Raw genomic sequence first — 17,537 nt, 5'->3', positions numbered from 1 at the left:
GTATAACACAGGAGATTCTAAAATGCACCCGCTATCACAAAAATCGCCGTGTCCCTCATTACAGTTCATATCCATAAAGAAAGATACAGCGATTCCATTCCCTGTCCGACAGTTAAAAATCCATTGCCATCCTGCTGGCCATCTCTTCATCCAGTTCCGTCACTTTTGTCTCCATAACACGATATACCCTCTGACACAGGTTCAGCACACTTGGTCTGTGTGTTGTCACAATACAGGTTTTATTCGGCTTCTGCTGTACAATATTGCGAAGCACCTGCCGTTCTGTCGTCACATCCAGCGCAGACGTCGCCTCGTCCAGAAGCAGAACAGGTGCATCCCGGAGCACCGCCCTTGCAATGGCGATCCGCTGGGCCTGTCCTTCCGAGAATCCCCGGCCGCGTTCCCCGATCCTGCTGTTGATCGTATCCGGCATCTTCTCCACAAAGTCCCACGCACAGGCGATCTTCAACGCCTCCACGATCTCCTCATCCGTTGCATCTTCCTTCACCATCCGCATATTCTCTGCAATGGTTCCGGATAAAATGGTATTGCCCTGCGGGACATAGGCAAACAGATGCCGCGTCTCTGCATTCAGCACAACTTCCTTTCCATCAGAAGCAACAATCAGCGCACTTCCCGCCTCCGGACGAATCAGTCCGAGGATCAGACGGATCATCGTAGTCTTTCCTTCACCGGATGGTCCCACCAGCGCCACGATCTCTCCCGGACACGCCCGGAACTGTGACTGATGGATGACCCTCGTCCCTTCTGTATAAGAGAACTCCACATCCTTCATCCGGATCTCGAATCCGTCCCCCGCAAGCTCATCCAGCTCGGAACTCTCCGGAATGTGCACTTCCTTCGGAAGTTCCACCAGCTCCCGGATCCGGTGCGCCGACACCGAACTGTTCAAAAATGACGGTATGATCGATACCACATTGTTAAATGCGCTCGAGAGCTTACTTCTCTGCTGCAAAAACAATGTCATCGTTCCATACGTGATATCATGCGTCCATAACCGGAACAGACAGTATCCGAACGCCAGGAACTGCACCATCGTTCCCATGATCGACAGCACAATATTCGTCTTAATGGTAAATAAATTATATTTCAGGCTGATGTCCTTGAACCTTCCCTGCCACCAGCGCATCTTCTTACTGTAATGTGGGGCAATTCCAAATGACTTAATCGTATCAAAGTTGTAAAATGTCTCCACCTCAAATGTCATCAGATTACTGCTCATCTCACGGACCTTTTTGCTGTAATCCCGCTGTTTCTTAATCATAAAACGGGACATCAGAAGCATAAAAGGTGCACTTCCCAGCGCGATCACTGCCATGATCCAGTCATAATGCATGATCACAAAAAAAGTCGCGATAAAATTATAGACCGCAATAATAATCGACGGAAGCCAGCTGATGGCATTGCCGCTGACCGTATTGATATCCCCATTGAAACGGTTCAATATATCTCCATTACTGTATTGATTGATTTCCAGCCAGTCCGCGTCCACGATCTTATCAAAGATATCCGCCTGGATGTCATTGTTGATGTCAATGGAGAGCCTGGTTGAGATCCGGCTGATCACACTGTCAAAGACCAGACTGAATACCGTACTTCCTACCATGATGGCGATCAGAAACGGAAGTTTCTCCATCTTATACCCCGTAATGATATCAATCAGATACTTGCTCGCCACGCTGCTTACCAGCCCAAGCGACGTGCTCAGAATCCCAAGCACCACGTAAAATGCAATGGCACCCTTATATCTGGCACTGTAGCTAAAGATCCATTTCCAGTCATCAATAATCTCCGAAAATGTTCCGTCTTTCCATCTTCCGATCAGGATATCCAGAGATTCAAACCCCAGATTCCTTCCATTTCCATTGTCCTGCTTCTGCTCTTCCATATACAACCCTTCATGCTCATAATAATATGCATATTATAACATGTCCGCCACATTTTTGTGTATTTATTTCAAAGTGCTTTCTTCCCGGTACTGATTCCGGGTATACGATACCGATTCCGTATCGTCCACCGACTCCAGACACCGTATCGTTTCCCGGGTATACCGGCACAGATATTCCGGCACCGCATCATATGCCCCGCACTCTGCTTTCGCACTCGCCGCACAGGTATTGCATATCTTTCGAAGCTTACACGCACTGCACGCGGCACTGGTCCGTATCCTCGAAGTCCCCTGCACTACCTGTTCCCAGGCTTTGGAGAATCCTGTCTCTGCCACCGGGACACTCGGTTCATCCAGCACGACACAGGCTCGCATCTCCCCCTGCCAGTTAATGGTATACGAACTCTTTCCGGCACGGCAGGTCATCTCCCCCGGAACCGGATCCCCTTCCGGGGTATGTCCGGCAAGCTCCAGAGTCTTCTCCCGGTACTTCGCAAACAGCTCTTCGCCCATCTCTCTTCTTAAGGCCTCCACTTTGGCCCGTCCTGCCTCCTCCGGACTCATCCGCGCCTGCAAGTTATACGGACAGCTCCTTTCCCGCACTGACGGGTACATATACGTATCGATCCGCACCGGAACATCCAGTTCTTCCCCCAGTGCGATGATCTCCATCCGGTCATTCATATTGCCCTTTGCAAGGCTTCCGTTGATCTTCACGTCCACGCCCCGTTCCCTCAGAAGTCGGATCCCACGCATGGTTCTTTCATATCCTTCCGGGAAATGGCACAGATCACGATAGGTCTCTTCACTTGCCCCATACAGTGTGATATTGATTCTTCGGGGCCGGTTTTTCCTGAAAAAATCCGCCCACTCCTCATCTATGAGCGTTCCATTTGTATTGATCGTCACGATCATCCCCAGTCGGCGAAGTTCCTGATACAGGGTACGAAACTCCGGGTAGAGGAGCGGCTCTCCGCCTGTCAGCAACACGAACAGCGTACCTGCTTTCACCATCTGACGCGCGATGGAAAGCCACTCATCCAGAGTACGAAGCCGCCCCTTTGCTTCCATCTCCTCCCGGCTCATCCTGACATAACACATGTCACAGTTCATGTTGCAGAGCGGAAGAAGCTCCAGGATGCCGTAGAGGGGGATCTTATTCTTTTCAGCATGTGCAAATAAAGCACGCTCAACTGAGGTGCTGTCTTCCAGAATGTCCATGTGTACTCCTTTCATACGTTCATCGTACGGTGTGGGGATGGATGGGTGGGGTGTACAAGTGACGCAGAACTCATCCGTCCCATCGCAAACACGTCGGTTTCTTGTTTTTCTGCGCCGCCTTTTGATTGCTTTGTCCGCGAACTCGTGCTCTCGCACTCAGACAACGCTCCCAAAGCAATCGCTCTGCTCGAAAAACTGCAAAAGCCTTCCTTACGTTTGCTCACGGAACGGATGAGTTCTGCTGGCACTCGTATACCACCACATCCCGTCCATCACCATACAGTACGGATTGCCCAAACCTTCCATATGATATAAAAGAAGCTGTTGTAAATCAGGCAGATGCCTTCAGGCAGAAACCTTTTACAACAGCTTTTTTATTCATTTTACAATTCTGTTTATGACTTTGCAGTCTCCCATTTGCTCATGTCAAGATTTTTTGTCGCATGACCATTATTGTTCTTTGGTCCTCTCCATACGATGACCCCTTCGCCGGAATCCTGTTTTCCATTCCAGTTATAATCTACAAACCCATCATAGAAATCGTTGGTAACACTTGCTTCATGTTTTGCACTGCATGGATGATATCTTCCTATAAGCTTTGCCTTTTCTGTGCCAGTATACTGTCCGTCTATGTTTCCATCTCCATTCCTGTAATAATATAACCAACCAGCTGGTGCATCGCATACGAATTTGTATACTTTATTTTCGTCTCCACATGCTGCAACATACTCATTTGCAACAAACTTCTCAACATTCATCATTGGTTTTCTGTAACTTCTTGCCATGATTGTCATCCTCCCTTATCATTCTTTTAGAATAAATATTACCTGACTCTTAATACCTATATCTAGGAACTCGCATATGTCTTCAGTGATATCCTGTCCTTCTGTATCGAATTCTTCAGCTACTGCATCCACCAGTGCCTGGATTGTCTTCGGGCTTTCCAGCTCGTTCCAAAGAAATGCACCGACTTCATCCAATTGTATCACTCCATTGAATTCCGGAAGTTCTTCTCCCGTTTTTTCCTGGTAAACCCCTCCGGTATCTACAGGAACCAACATGAACTCGCCAGCAATTTCCCGGACAAGGAAGCCTTTTCTAGCCACAAAACGTTGTTCCATCATATATTTATCTCCCCTGTACAAATGGTATTATATAAGAATCTACATTATAGTTCAAATATATTTTACTCACATCGGATAGCAATGTCAATTCTCTTCTCTTATTTTTCCGTATTTTTTATAACATTTTACTGTATTTTGTTTCACCGTATTACTCTTTTGCGGAAGTTTCCGGGATATTATTCCCTGGTTCGTCTTATTTTCCCGTAGATCCGTACGATCATTCTCCGGAACGGAATCAGCCGGATCCACACATGTTCGAAGAATTCCCACCAGAAATCTCCGGGTTCTATCCATTTCCCTTTTCTCTTTACACGGATAATCCGGGCAAATATCTGTTCTTCGGAAATGGGACCTTCCATCTCCCACTGAGCGTCTCCGATCATGTAATATCCTTCCGAGCTTACTCTGCAGATACGATGCATCACATACTGACCGCTGATCCTCTGGTAAAACACCATGTCTCCTTTTTTCAGTCTGCGATCCGGCTCCGGCTTACGAAAGCAGATTATGTCTCTGTTATGTATCAGGAACGGTGACATGCTGCTTCCTGCGATCTGCATACTGACCACCTGTCCCTCTTCTGTTAATTCACGTAATACGGACACGTATTCTCTTGTATTCACGACTTTCATATGTTATATTTCCTTTTTATTTTCTGTTTTTATCATACCATCCGGGCTTCCGTCCCGCAAGAATACACAATCTATTCTTTTTGCTCTTTTTTTCCCTTATTCCTTATTTCATCTTTGTTTGACTTGTTTTTAACACAATTCGAACTTTTCACAACTTACCGCTTTTATTTCATGCAAATATATGCCATTTTACGTCGTATTATGACAGTTTCATAGCCTGTTTTTCGAATTTATGTTATATTAAAAGAAATATCTGCCCTGTGAATTATTTATAATTCACAGCGATATTGTAGGGAGGAGGGATTACATGTTTATTTCTGTCTGCGATCCTCATTCAGCAGATGTGAAACAATTAATCGGACTCTTAGATACCTGCATGAAAAAGTATCTGCTCGACGATTCACTGCTTGATATCGATATTTTTTCTACCACTGATGAACTTCTGGCTTCTCAGAAAGACTACACCCTCATCTTTCTCGGGATATTGTTCAATGGCACCAGTGGCCTTGAAGCTGCCAGGCAGTTGAAATCACGCAGGAAACAACCGATCATTATTTTCACGACAATAAGCCCCGACCATTGTCTGGAAAGTTATGATCTTGGAGTTGAAGGTTATATTTTAAAACCTGTCACAAAAGAACAGCTAGAAAAGATATTTACCCGCTATATACTTCCAGCCTTTCCACCAACGAACACTCTGAATATTTATTCCAACCGGCTTTTATTCCATATACCGGTTCGGGAAATTCGATATATTGAGAGTATCGGAAGGAAATGTATCGTCCACACCGCCAATCAGGCTTATGAGACGAACCTTGCCCTGAATTCCATCGAACAGACATTGAACAGCACATGTTTTGTCCGGTGTTACAGAAGTTATCTGGTAAATATGTATTACATCGAAGCTGTATTGGATTCGGAAATCCGCCTGGTAAATGGCGAGCGAATCCCGCTGACACTGCGCAAACGCAGTTCTATTATACAGATCTATAACGAGTATCTCATTACTCATTCAGCCGAAAAGTAAAGGGCACAGCCGTGTCGGTGATCCTGTGATCACCGATACGGCTGTCTTTTTTTAATCAATGATGTGATATTGCCGAAGCAGTTCCACCCGGTTCATCCCGATCTCAACACTGTTTTCTTCTTCATTTCCCAATCTGCTGCCATGCTTCCCACGCTTCAGATACTGGATACAGCGCATGATCCACGCCGTCGGGAGCAGCCACGGATATCGTTCTAACCACGGATAGCCCCTCTTCATATACGAGATTGATGGGAACAGGGAAGATCCCAGAGAAGCGACCGTGTCTTTTTTTCCTTTCTTTACAGCAGCCAGCGTCATATTGGAACTGTGCTTTCTTTCCATAGAACTGTCCCCGAAGATTCCGCTGTCCAGAAGATCCATAAGCAGTGCACTGCAGTCTGTCCCGGGCCATGTGATCTCATCTGAGATGCCGATCTCTTTCCCGGACATTCCAAGATACCTCTCACCAATCTGCAGAAGTCCGCAAAAGAACATGTCCATCCGCAGTTCTTTCAGACGTCCCGCAATGTATGCCCAGTCAATCTGTTCGCCATAATGTTTTGCCAGCATCATAATATCACTCACCTGGCGGATACCAAAGCCACTGTGAAGAAAATGCTTAAAGCTGTGACAGATCAGATAATACAGGTGATCCGTCGGATGAAGCGTCCACACCTTCGTCCCCTGTATCTTTTCACAGATACAGCGGTCATGCACTCCCACGAATTCCCGGTTGAGGTGTCCGTAAGCACCGGATTCCTCCGGAAACAGAGACAGATGGAGTTCGATATATACGCCATTTTTCGAATTCAGATAAGGTACTTCGTGTGGAAGACCTTCCGCAGGAAGTTCTTTTCTCTGAAATCCTTCTTCCCGCATGATTCGGTCACAGGCCTCGAATTCTTCCGGACGCAGAAGTACATCTTCATCCCCGGACACACGATAATCCGGCTTGGCGTATAGATTTCTGCATACGATTCCTTTCACAACCAGCGGCTTCAGCCCATTATCACACAATCTTCGATACAGTCTGAGGAATCCTTCCGTTCGCTGCACCTGCATCATCACATCGCGAAGCGCCATCTGTTTCCAACGCATCGCAAGAAGAACAGACTCTTCTCCGGACAACTGCGGTGCTCTCCAGATCATCTCATATACAATAGAAGCAATCTTATGCACGGCCGAAAGTCTGTATAATTCCTCAAGTGCTTTACCATCTATCGTATCCGGCAGCGCATATTCCGTCTTTCCCTCCATAAATGCTTCCATAATATGAAGCAGCTCCGTCTGCACTTTGGTCAATCTATATTGCTCGCTCATTCTTTGTTACTCCCGTCTTATATAATGTTCTCTCCTGTTTTATCCTGTAAAATCGCCCGTTCCAGGCACTTCACCGCATCCTCCGAGATATTGCATTCCAGACGGTAAACCGGTATTTCCCGAAGCAGAATCTCCAGCTGATCCATAACCTTCATCTGAAATGGAATATCCCAGGTATTGATCGTAATCTGTCCCATCAGTTCCCGAAACGCTTCCACCGGCTTCATGCGATAAGCAAGGTTCTCCTTCGCCTGCTTCAGCATCACTACCGCGCGGATCGGATACGATTCATTGTAACAGATTTCAGAACTGCCGCAGACAGGCCATCCACAGGCATACCAGCCTTCTTCTTTTCGCAAAAGGAGCGAGCGGTCTCCGTTGACAGTCCGGGTTCCCCGATACTTCTCCCACAGATCCGCCTGTGTGGATTTTCCCGTCTCTGACGGCGCCGAAAACAGAATCGCCTGATCCTCCCGGCACATATATGCGGAATGAAGAATCAGCCCCGCATCCCGGATCATCTGCTTTTCAAGACTCAAAGCAGAGAGAAAAACCGTGTCATAGATCAACATATGCTCCGTGCCGCGATCGAACCAGACCTGTACGTGGTCTTCATCCTTCTGACAGGTTACCGCATACGGCATCTTTGCCCCATGAAAATTAATGACTCTGCACTCTCCGCATTCTGTTGTAAATACATGCAGGTTGTCACGTTTTACTTCCCGTGATCCTTCAAGCTTCCGGGCCCTCAGCATGGATTCAATGCTCTGTATGTCATCGCTAAACTCCATCGTGTAGATGACGGCCCCGGTTTCTCTTTCATTCGTCAAAAACTTTTTCAGATTTTGGGGACTTAACATATCATCCGGCATATTTAATTCTATCTGTATCCGGCCAATCAGATATCTGTTACTTCTCATCTGTCTCTCCTTTACCGCTTCCGGTCTATACACCATTCAGAATTCCGCCGATAATCTGCACCTGGCTTTCCGCCAGATGTTCCATGCCATCCATGATGTGATCCACTCTGGCAAAATCTTTTCTCACCACGAACACCGCAGCGTCCGCGTACTGCGCAAGCACAACAGCATCTGTCAGAAGTCCTGCCGGAGCACTGTCCAGAATCACATAATCTGCCCACTCTTCCATTCTGGATATGATTCGGTGCATGAACTCCGTTCCAAGAAGTTCTGAGCCATCCCTGAGAGATGTTCCGCCCGGAAGGAACATCAGACGCATCTCCGGGTCAAGTCCCATATCCTTACTCTTAATGATACATTCCGCCAGTTTTTTCTTATGCTCAAGCACTTCCCCGAGACCTTCCCCCGGATCCAGATTCAGAATCTTACGATCCGTCGGATGTCTCAGGTCACAGTCGATCAGAACCACTTTCTTTCCCGCCTGGGCAAGGGAAAGTGCAAGATTAACAGCAATCGTACTCTTACCTTCTCCGGCAAGCGCACTGGTGATCAAAAATGTCTTCAAATGGTACTCATGTGCATGATATTCCACTTTATTACGGATCATACGAAATGATTCCTGAAGCTTTTCTTCCACTTTCGGATCCGTCAGAACCATCCTCGTCTGAGAAGTTCCGGATCGTCTCTTTTCATGTATCTCCGGGACCGTTCCCATGCATCTGGTATGCATCCATCTGTGAATGTCCGATTCCTTTCGGACAGTTCTTCGGGTCACCACCAGAAGTGCCGTCCAGAGAGCCGCGATCAGAAATCCGAATAAGCCGCCTTTCAGAGCACTTTTCTTAAATTCCTTCGGATTATCCGGCTCCGGCGGGATTCCTGTCTCATCCAGCATCTCCATATTAGTCTTGCCAACAATCACTTCCGATATCTCCGGATAATTTTTAATCACAGACTGCAGAATCGCATATGCACGTCCCGCATCCCGGTCAGTAACAGAGATCGTCAGCAGATTCGTATTCTCGGCAACATCCGCCTGAATATTTCCCGTCACACTGCCGGTTCCCATATCCTTCGCAACTTTACGCTTCAGAACACCACTGGTCAGAATATAGGGAAATGTCTTGGCCATCTGCTCCGCAGCCGAATTATTGTAAAATGCCACCGTTCCGGATTCGCCAACTCCCTGTTGGTCTCTCTGTATATTCACCGTAAACGTCGCGGATGCCGTATAGCGCGGCTGATACTGCACCCTGGCGCGAATATAAAAAATACCGGTTCCAAGCAGCGTCAGAATCAGAACCCACGCCCACATTCTGCGAAAGATACGAAAATAATCCGACAACATCTCTGTAATGTCGATCAGCTCCGGTTCCTGGCTTTTTTCATTTTCCTGAACACCCATCTATCAGCTCTCCTCTTTCTTCTCTGCAACTGTTTCCTGCTCATCCTGTCTGCGGTCATAGTAAGACTGGTATTTGCCGTAACCATAATACTTTCCGTAATGATACCTTCCATAACCATAGCCGTAACCGTAGCCGTAACCATATCCGGAACTGATGATCGCTCCGCTTACCAGTACATCATTGAATACACAGCCAAGAAGACCCTTTCCATAACGATCCAGCATATCAATCGTATCATTAATATAAGGAACCTTCGTATAATTCTGCTTTACAACCAGCAGTGAAAAATCCGCCTTTCTGGCAAGAACTTCTGCATCGGCTCTTCCCTTTGCCGAAGGCCCGTCAATGATTACAAAGTCCATCTTTCCTCGCATGGCATCCAGAAATGCCTCAAATCGCCTGGAACCAAGAAATTCAGTCGACCTGGCATGCGGCACATTGTTAACCAGAAGATACAGGCTTTTATCCTTCATCTGAAATACCAGATCTTCAATATTTCCACCGGGATGTTCTCCCAGTCCGGCTCCGTCCGGCACATCCACTCCCAGAAGATCTGCAAGCCCACTTCTGCGCAGGTCGCCTTCTATGAGCAGAACCTTTTTCCCTCTCTGAGCCATGGCAAGCGCCAGGTTCACTGCTACCGTCGTCTTTCCTTCCTTCTTCATCGCACTGGTGATCAACAGCACATTTCCCTGTTCCTTACTGCTCTTATATAAAAGCTTCGTCCGCATCTTCTTGATCGTTTCCACAAATCCAAAGCTGACTGCCGGTTCGGTAATCAGTATATTCTTCTTCTGCCTCTTCAGACGTGCTTTCAGATTCCGATAGGAAGACTCATGATTCAGCGTTCCGAATACCGTCGTATCCAGCTTATCAGCCACTTCATCTTCACTCTTTACATTGTCCCGCTGATAAGACAGTACGGACAACAGAAGAATGATCAGCGAAACTGCTGCGAGAAATCCTTTTTTCATCACAGCTTTCCCCTGAAATGCCACATCCGCCGCGGAAGGGAAGTCCGGTTCTTCAAAGACCTCCAGCACAACTTCTCCCAATACATTCTGAGACACTTCCGGATAATGCTCCAGCATACTGTTCAGCAGCCGGAACGAGATCTCCGGAGAGTCGCTGGTCACAGATACCGTCAGAAGATTCGTCTCCGGCACAACCGCAATCTTGATCGTACCCGGAAACCGCTCCATGTCCAGAGACTCTGCTACTTTTTTCTTCAGAATCTGGCTGTCCAATACCGACTGAAATGTATCCGTAAGCTTCTTTGTCTGACTTTCGTTGGCATACGCACCGGTACTTGTTCCTCTTGCCGACACTACAAACGTCGTACTGGATGTGTATGTCGGATGATATGTAATCGCAGATGCAACATAGCTAAGCAGTGCGGCCGATATCCCTATGAACAGGATCACCCACCAGTTTCTCACCACGTCCCAGACAATATTGTAGATCGTCTCCATCTGCTTTTTCTGTGTTTCCTTCTCCATGTCTTTTGACCTTTCTTTCAAGAATACCTGCAGGTCCCTACTGCACGACTACAACCAACCTGCTCTTTCCGTTGGTTGTTGCAGCATTAACAATATAGTCTGCATAATACGTGCCTGCTTCTGCAGTATTTACGTTGGATTGAATGGTAAGCGTCCCCTCTCTGTCAGCCCCGGCATAATAAGCAGCCGGATCAAATCCATCTCCGACAGACAGATAGATCAGATAATCACTCAGACTCACGTGGATTCCCGAATAATTCTTCTCCGATATACTGATCTGTGTCTTCAGATACACCGTGTTACCACCGCTGTCCATCACGCGAAACTCCACAGGATACTCCCCTGCCGCCATCGTGTTGACCGTTTTTTCCAATGAATACTTAATATTCGAAGTCAGATCACCATCCAGCACACTGTCTGCCGTAATACAGGACAGGATATCGATGCTCTCACCCGCCGAATAACACAGCGACCCGGTCATGTGAAATACCGGCGGCTCATAATCCTCATATACCAGCGTACGCTCACATCTTCCAACATTCATGCTTTTATCCACCGCTGCATACGTAATGATCCGGGTTCCCTCCTCCGTAAACGCAGACAGACTCTCGATCACAATCGAATCCGTCACATCTCCCGAACGATTATCCTTCGCCGTCACGCCTTTCAGCAGATCTTCCTCCTCAGCCTCAACCGACACCTTCAACTCCTCACTATCACAGGTAACCACCGGAGGCTTATTATCCTGCACCACCTTGCGATATCCCTGAAACGCAACGAACGCTCCTATGGATACCAGAAGCAGCAGCACACTGAATATCTTTAACTTCTTCATCTGAATGCACCTCTTTATATAAGACTTTCCTCTCAAATGCGAAAGTCCGATTCTACATAGTATCTGCATAATAACCCTTTATACTATAACAAAAAAGATAAAAAGAAAAAAGACCGAAAAAATGAAAAACTTGTCTTTTCAGCCTTTTTGAATGCGTTCCGTTACAGGAAGCAGGAAATATGAAAGCCTCTTTCTGCACGTAGTTCGTTCCCCACGTACAGAAAGAGGCCTCCTTCACTTACTATTATCTTTTACTAAAGATGTTTTTAATAGCATTCCATATCTTATTAATGATGCTAATAATATTGTTATTGTTTCCTTCCTCTGATTCTGAAGGTTTTTCCGTAGCTGTGAAGCTCAACGAATCACTTTCGCCATAAGCCACTTCCACATCAGAATATGTTGCATCTGTAAGCTCATATCCGTCAGCAACTAATGCATTCACCGCTTCTTCAACCTCAGCTGCCGTAAATACTGCATTTTCGCCTACAACACCGTTCTTTGTTAAAACTGTAGACTGGTCATTCACAGTAATGTTCAGGGTTGCATCTGCATAAGTTACTTCTGGCTCAGCCGGAGTATCTTCTTCATTCAGATAATTCAAGGCTGTTTCAATGTCCGCTTCTGTCAATTCACTCAAAGTTGCATTCGGGTCATCGCAAACCTTTATCTTAGTTACAGACAATAGACTTTCTCCGGTATTTTCAATTGTAAAAGTCTGCTTTTCTTCATTCTGTTGTTTAGGTGCTATTGTATAGAACATATCTGTGCTTGTAGATATAGTCTTTTCAGCTCCTTCTTTAATTTGATATGAAGTAGCAGCAACAGGCGCCTTCAATCCAATCTGAACCTCACGTTTTGTATTAATAGAAAATGCCACTGATTCTCCCGGCAACAGGAACAATTCATTCTTTGGTCCATTTTCCAACAACGCTTCTCCATCGTACGCATTATTTTTAGTTAAAACAACACTCGTTAATTCACCTGTGGTTTTCTCCCGAATCTGTGCATATACCTCCGCTGAAGACTTTGAGTTATCAACACTTAATCCTGTAAGAACATAGTCTCTCAGTTCAATATAAGATGGATCATCTTCCAAGTCTGCCACGTATACACTGTTTTTCTGATCCTTAAGAGTTCCATATACACGGAAACCATCAAAAATCACTTCTGTACCATCTGCGCTGATATTCGTAATCTTCACCGTATAATCGCCATAAGTCAGTCCTGTAATAGAAGCTGCAATCAAGTTAGCTTCATCCGAATTACTAAATTTTTCAGCAATTGTACTGTTTGATGTAGTTTGAACTGTAGCAACTTTCACCAGCTTATTCGTTGAAGTTTCTTTTACCTGAATTGCTATATTTCCTGTAGCCTCTTTACTATTTACATAGATATCTACACCTGTACCTGCGAAATCAAACTGTGCAGTATCAGCCTTTTTTACACTTATTGCACAAGTTCCATTAGAGGCACCTGCCACATCATCAGCATAAGAACTATCAAATCCATACTCATCACTACTACTTCCTGCAATTTGTGTTGCCTGTGTTGCATTTTTCGCTTCACCATTTAAACTAAAACCATTCAGGTTAGCAAGATTTTCTTCATAATATACGGTAGTAGCCGGTATGATACGAACTCCGTAACTCTTTCCATTTTTTAATGTCAAAGTTACATGATCGTTGTCCTTTAACGTTGTATTTGGTGTATAGGTAAAGGAAGTTCCATTTGCTGTAATCTCACCATATTTTGCGGTACCGGATAAAATTTCAGCGCTACCCAATTTACTACTCAGATCAATACTTACCGGAAGACCGAAGTCAATCACATATTCCGGTATGCTAACAGTAATATCCGCAATTGCAGAAGCCTCTGACGTCAAGCTACCAGCACTATATTCAGAGCTATAGCTGTACGAGAAATCTACTGTATTGGTGATTTTTCCGTCTTTTACAACATCTGCATAATTATCCATTGTTAATTTCAAAAGTGTTTGGTATGTATAGGTCTTATCAGTCGTCGTTGATGTACCCATATCCGGATTACTGATACCTTGATTATTGGTCAACTCATCTGTCAGCTTTTCATTATCATAGGTAATGGTACCATAAGTAGCATTGGTTGCATACCGGGTAACAACTACACTGTAATTGATCGTATCACCAATCTCAACCTTCATGCCATCCGTATATGTCGTTTCTGTTCCGTTATGAGTGATGGACTTAATGGTTTTTTCAACAGTAGGTAATTTCTGTGCTACAAATTTACATACCGTCGGTGAACTTGCACTTCCCATTCCATCAGTTGAGTTCTTTGTAATCGTTGTTGCTCCGTCACATCCCAAAGCAATCGCATTGGAGAACATAACCTTCATCTGGTCGATGGTCATATTGCCTTCCAGCAAAGCCCAACGGAAACCATGCAGAGAACCATTTACCGTCTTCCATGCAGAATCATTAGAACCGGAAGGTATTGTGCTGGCATTGGCATCTTTAAACGGCCATGCATCGCTGCCTGTACCATCTGGATTACCATTGGAAAGTGTATAATACTGATCCGCAGAACCCGAGATACTCATATATGTCAATGCATAACCTTCATCAGGAGCTGCAAAGAACATAATATTAAAATGACCATTAAACGTACCATTTTCTGTCCAATTACCGGTTGTGACACCTGTTCCATTAACCGGAATTAGCTCACCACCATTGATTGAATAATAAACAGTACAATTTTCAATTGTATCAATATTAAAGTAAATCCCTTTAGAACTTGTATTGGTATCTGCGTCTCCTTCTGTAACGGTTACTAACCATTTCACAGTTCTGACAACATTTCCATCAGCATCTTTAATCGTACCAATAACTGTTACCGGACTTTCTGTAACCTTCTGTCCCGCAAGGATTGCTTCATTGGTATAAGCTCCCGCAGAAGTATCGTACTTGCCAGCCACACCTACATAATTGTTGTCCGAACTAGACCATGTAACCGTCTGCCCATTTTCCAGATTAACTGAAAGGGTTGTGGTTTCATTTTCTTTAATAGAAATAGACGTCCCATCATTTACAGTCACGTTGTATACAACACCTGCGGTTGTAACAGTAGCTTTGCCATCTTTCAAACCTGTAAATGTAACCTTTTCATTTGCATACTCTGTCTTTACAACTGTCGAATCAGAATTGGTTATGCCAGAATCTGCTGTACTGTCTGCATAAGTGGCAGTTCCGCCAACAGATATTGACACAGTCTCTGTCTTTCGTTTGACTATAATATTATACTGAGTCTTACCAACAATAGCTGTCGTCTCACCGGTAGCAACACCTTTAAAAGTAATAATAGTAGAAGGATCAACTGCAGGTGTTGTTGAAGACGTATAAACCGTAATATTCGGTGTTGTGGAAGTATCTGTTGTTGACTGTGTATCAATCGGCGTTACATTACTGGATGAACTCGTTGTTGAATATCCCCAATCGTATGTATAGGTATAGGCCAAACTGCTCCAACGCCAGCTAGAACTTCTCTTGGCATATACCGGATAATAATTAACGCCATCTGGAGTATAATAATATCCACTCACAGAAGACCAATTACTTTTATCACGGCTAATCAAAGTGTTACAGGTAACACTGGCTTCCGTATATTTCACTCCGCCTTTCTGACCATCTTTTCCTTCCACTTTCATAGTTGCAATTGTTGCATCAGGATTAGTATAATTGCTTGAATAATTTCCACTATTATCCGTAAACTCCTTGCTTTCACCAACAGACAACTCGACATCTTGCGTGTCTGTTATATCCGCCAGACTCAATACACCCTGTACTGAGAAATGTGGTGCAGTGAAGGTATAGACCCCGTCCTTTAACGTCCCCTTCTTAAATGTCAAACTACCGTCTGTTTCAACTGTGAAACCTGTCAGTTGGCTCTCACTAAGGTTTATCATTTTGTCAGGCAATGCAATAGATACATCTGCAGAACCTGTATATGCACCATCATTCAATGTGATATCATAAGCTACGTAATCCTTACCTGTAATTCCATCCACCGTAGCTGTTTTCACTTTGATACTAGTCAAATCTATATCACTTGGAGCCGTAACCACTGTTTGGGTTGTTCCATCTGTTATCGTTGAACCATTCTCCGTTCCCGTATTCCCAGAATCAACAGTTAACCCCAGATCATACGTCTGAAAATTCATGGTATAATAGCAATTATCACCGGTTCCCCATTTACTTTCCTGATTTTCATACAAAATCGCAACTTTACCATCTGATAACTCTGTCAGGCAGGAATACATAAACTGACTGTTATTAGATGTAACAGAAACCGCTTTGTCACTCTGCCAGCTCATAGTATTATCACTATTTACATAACCCACAAAGATCTTTCCATTTAAACGTTCACTTGCACTGCTGTTTGCCGATCCACTGCTATCCCGGCCGGTCGGGCAAGATACTAATATTACTTCTTTACCTCCAACCGTCTTTGAATACTTAATGGCAGATATCTGTGTATTGGAATTTGTTGCAATACCTGAATCCACAGGAGTTCCCCAGCTTGAAGTCGAAGTATTATAATCCACATAATATAGTTTGCTCTGTCCATTACGGTAGAAGAATCTAAGGGTACCATCCTTCAGTTCCACAACAGCTGCTTCAGAACTCCACATACTTGACGTAGCATTCAAAGATCTTTTCCACGTCACTCCACTATCTTCAGAGTATATAAAACTTGTATACTGTGTTCCGTTATTATAACTGTAAACTGGGAAGATTATTTTACCGCCAGTCACCAGACCACGTCCCGGTCCTACCAAGCATACCTGCTCACTACTTGTCTTCACATTCGGAATCAAGGTCGGTTCTGACCATGTCTTACCACCATCTGTAGATTTTGTCAGATACAGATACCCGGTACGAACCACTTGATATGGTGAATCAGAGAAAAACAGATTCGTATCATATCCATTTCCTGTAATGTTAAAATATGCATCAACTGTATAGCCACTCACAACATTATTGCTACTGTCATAGATCTGTCCATCTTTCAGATAATAATTATATGTACTGGATCCGTTTGCTGCCAGCTTAAGTGTACCGTCACTATTAAATCCTACTTCTGTGGAAGGTGCTGTATTTCCCGATCCATTCAGTGCTACTCCGTATGGATACAGATCGACCAACATATAAACTGTGCTTCCATCTGTTGCCAGAGCCGGATCGATAAATGCTGTGGAATCGGAACCATTATATTCATTCCCATTATCACCCAGATAATTGGCAAATGTATAATTCCAGTTTGCACCATTATCCTTTGAATAAGATACAATTGTATCCAGGCCACCACCATCATAGGTTGTATTCCAACGAGCATCAGCTGCAGCTACGATGGTTCCATCATTCAATGTTACCATAGCCGGAATACGGAAGCTGTTGCTTCCTGCAGTTCCCTGAACAAAAGGATTTCCTTCTGTAGTTCCATTTGCAGGTTTTGTACCCATTGTGAGTGATGTTTTCGCCACCTGTGATGAATCATCATTTGCATCATCTCCGGTCGCAGATGCACTCATCGGTATCATCCCGAGAATCATACACATAATCAATAACATTGAGAGAACTTTTTTCATGTGTTTCATCTTAATTTA

12 protein-coding genes are annotated in these 17,537 nt (G+C 44.7%); 1 reads left to right on the top strand and 11 read right to left on the bottom strand.

The window, feature by feature from the left end; genetic code table 11:
* Positions 1–112: 112 nt before the first annotated feature.
* From ACQRBH_RS11135 to ACQRBH_RS11115, 5 genes are all read right to left on the bottom strand, one after another.
* Positions 113–1,909, bottom strand: coding sequence for an ABC transporter ATP-binding protein (locus tag ACQRBH_RS11135; RefSeq protein WP_427761751.1), 1,797 nt, complete (start codon positions 1,907–1,909; stop codon positions 113–115).
* 63 nt (positions 1,910–1,972) lie between these two features.
* The gene (locus ACQRBH_RS11130) at positions 1,973–3,145 is read right to left on the bottom strand and encodes a radical SAM/SPASM domain-containing protein (RefSeq protein ID WP_427761749.1); all 1,173 of its coding nucleotides are present in this window, start codon (positions 3,143–3,145) and stop codon (positions 1,973–1,975) included.
* Positions 3,146–3,525: 380 nt separating this feature from the next.
* On the bottom strand, positions 3,526–3,915 hold the full coding sequence (locus ACQRBH_RS11125; RefSeq protein ID WP_427761747.1) for a hypothetical protein: 390 nt from the start codon (positions 3,913–3,915) through the stop codon (positions 3,526–3,528).
* 18 nt (positions 3,916–3,933) lie between these two features.
* Positions 3,934–4,254 (bottom strand): PqqD family protein, encoded by a 321-nt coding sequence (locus ACQRBH_RS11120; protein ID WP_347378647.1) that lies wholly within the window; start codon positions 4,252–4,254, stop codon positions 3,934–3,936.
* A 176-nt stretch (positions 4,255–4,430) separates the two neighbouring features.
* Positions 4,431–4,886, bottom strand: a complete 456-nt coding sequence (locus ACQRBH_RS11115) for a S24/S26 family peptidase (protein WP_427761746.1) — start codon at positions 4,884–4,886, stop codon at positions 4,431–4,433.
* Positions 4,887–5,193: 307 nt separating this feature from the next.
* On the opposite strand from ACQRBH_RS11115, the gene ACQRBH_RS11110 reads away from it, so the two are divergent.
* The gene (locus ACQRBH_RS11110; protein WP_427761745.1) at positions 5,194–5,913 is read left to right on the top strand and encodes a LytR/AlgR family response regulator transcription factor; all 720 of its coding nucleotides are present in this window, start codon (positions 5,194–5,196) and stop codon (positions 5,911–5,913) included.
* Positions 5,914–5,964: 51 nt separating this feature from the next.
* Here the strand turns inward: ACQRBH_RS11110 and ACQRBH_RS11105 are convergent, their stop codons facing one another.
* The 6 genes from ACQRBH_RS11105 to ACQRBH_RS11080 all read right to left on the bottom strand — a co-directional run bounded on the left by ACQRBH_RS11105 (position 5,965) and on the right by ACQRBH_RS11080 (position 17,528).
* Positions 5,965–7,233, bottom strand: coding sequence for a nucleotidyltransferase domain-containing protein (locus ACQRBH_RS11105; protein WP_427761743.1), 1,269 nt, complete (start codon positions 7,231–7,233; stop codon positions 5,965–5,967).
* A 17-nt stretch (positions 7,234–7,250) separates the two neighbouring features.
* A complete protein-coding gene (locus ACQRBH_RS11100; protein WP_427761742.1) occupies positions 7,251–8,153 on the bottom strand; it encodes a hypothetical protein in 903 nt (300 codons plus the stop codon).
* Positions 8,154–8,178: 25 nt separating this feature from the next.
* Entirely contained in the window at positions 8,179–9,558 is a 1,380-nt protein-coding gene (locus tag ACQRBH_RS11095; protein WP_427761741.1) for a polysaccharide biosynthesis tyrosine autokinase, read from the bottom strand.
* Between the two features lie 3 nt (positions 9,559–9,561).
* Positions 9,562–11,058: an AAA family ATPase gene (locus ACQRBH_RS11090; protein WP_427761739.1), complete on the bottom strand. Its 1,497-nt coding sequence runs from the start codon at positions 11,056–11,058 to the stop codon at positions 9,562–9,564.
* 37 nt (positions 11,059–11,095) lie between these two features.
* Positions 11,096–11,893, bottom strand: a complete 798-nt coding sequence (locus ACQRBH_RS11085) for a hypothetical protein (RefSeq protein WP_427761738.1) — start codon at positions 11,891–11,893, stop codon at positions 11,096–11,098.
* A gap of 244 nt (positions 11,894–12,137) precedes the next feature.
* Positions 12,138–17,528: a sialidase family protein gene (locus ACQRBH_RS11080; RefSeq protein WP_427761736.1), complete on the bottom strand. Its 5,391-nt coding sequence runs from the start codon at positions 17,526–17,528 to the stop codon at positions 12,138–12,140.
* Positions 17,529–17,537: the final 9 nt, after the last annotated feature.

The organism is Bariatricus sp. SGI.161 (assembly GCF_050313695.1).
Classification (GTDB): Bacteria; Bacillota; Clostridia; order Lachnospirales; family Lachnospiraceae; genus JAFBIX01.
This window is presented reverse-complemented; position numbering and strand designations above follow the sequence as displayed.

Excerpts from the sequence above, each read along its gene's own strand:
- ACQRBH_RS11135 (WP_427761751.1), bottom strand. The coding sequence starts at position 1,909 with ATGGAAGAGCAGAAGCAGGACAATGGAAATGGAAGGAATCTGGGGTTT.
- ACQRBH_RS11130 (WP_427761749.1), bottom strand. The coding sequence starts at position 3,145 with ATGAAAGGAGTACACATGGACATTCTGGAAGACAGCACCTCAGTTGAG.
- ACQRBH_RS11125 (WP_427761747.1), bottom strand. The coding sequence starts at position 3,915 with ATGGCAAGAAGTTACAGAAAACCAATGATGAATGTTGAGAAGTTTGTT.
- ACQRBH_RS11120 (WP_347378647.1), bottom strand. The coding sequence starts at position 4,254 with ATGATGGAACAACGTTTTGTGGCTAGAAAAGGCTTCCTTGTCCGGGAA.
- ACQRBH_RS11115 (WP_427761746.1), bottom strand. The coding sequence starts at position 4,886 with ATGAAAGTCGTGAATACAAGAGAATACGTGTCCGTATTACGTGAATTA.
- ACQRBH_RS11110 (WP_427761745.1), top strand. The coding sequence starts at position 5,194 with ATGTTTATTTCTGTCTGCGATCCTCATTCAGCAGATGTGAAACAATTA.
- ACQRBH_RS11105 (WP_427761743.1), bottom strand. The coding sequence starts at position 7,233 with ATGAGCGAGCAATATAGATTGACCAAAGTGCAGACGGAGCTGCTTCAT.
- ACQRBH_RS11100 (WP_427761742.1), bottom strand. The coding sequence starts at position 8,153 with ATGAGAAGTAACAGATATCTGATTGGCCGGATACAGATAGAATTAAAT.
- ACQRBH_RS11095 (WP_427761741.1), bottom strand. The coding sequence starts at position 9,558 with ATGGGTGTTCAGGAAAATGAAAAAAGCCAGGAACCGGAGCTGATCGAC.
- ACQRBH_RS11090 (WP_427761739.1), bottom strand. The coding sequence starts at position 11,058 with ATGGAGAAGGAAACACAGAAAAAGCAGATGGAGACGATCTACAATATT.
- ACQRBH_RS11085 (WP_427761738.1), bottom strand. The coding sequence starts at position 11,893 with ATGAAGAAGTTAAAGATATTCAGTGTGCTGCTGCTTCTGGTATCCATA.
- ACQRBH_RS11080 (WP_427761736.1), bottom strand. The coding sequence starts at position 17,528 with ATGAAACACATGAAAAAAGTTCTCTCAATGTTATTGATTATGTGTATG.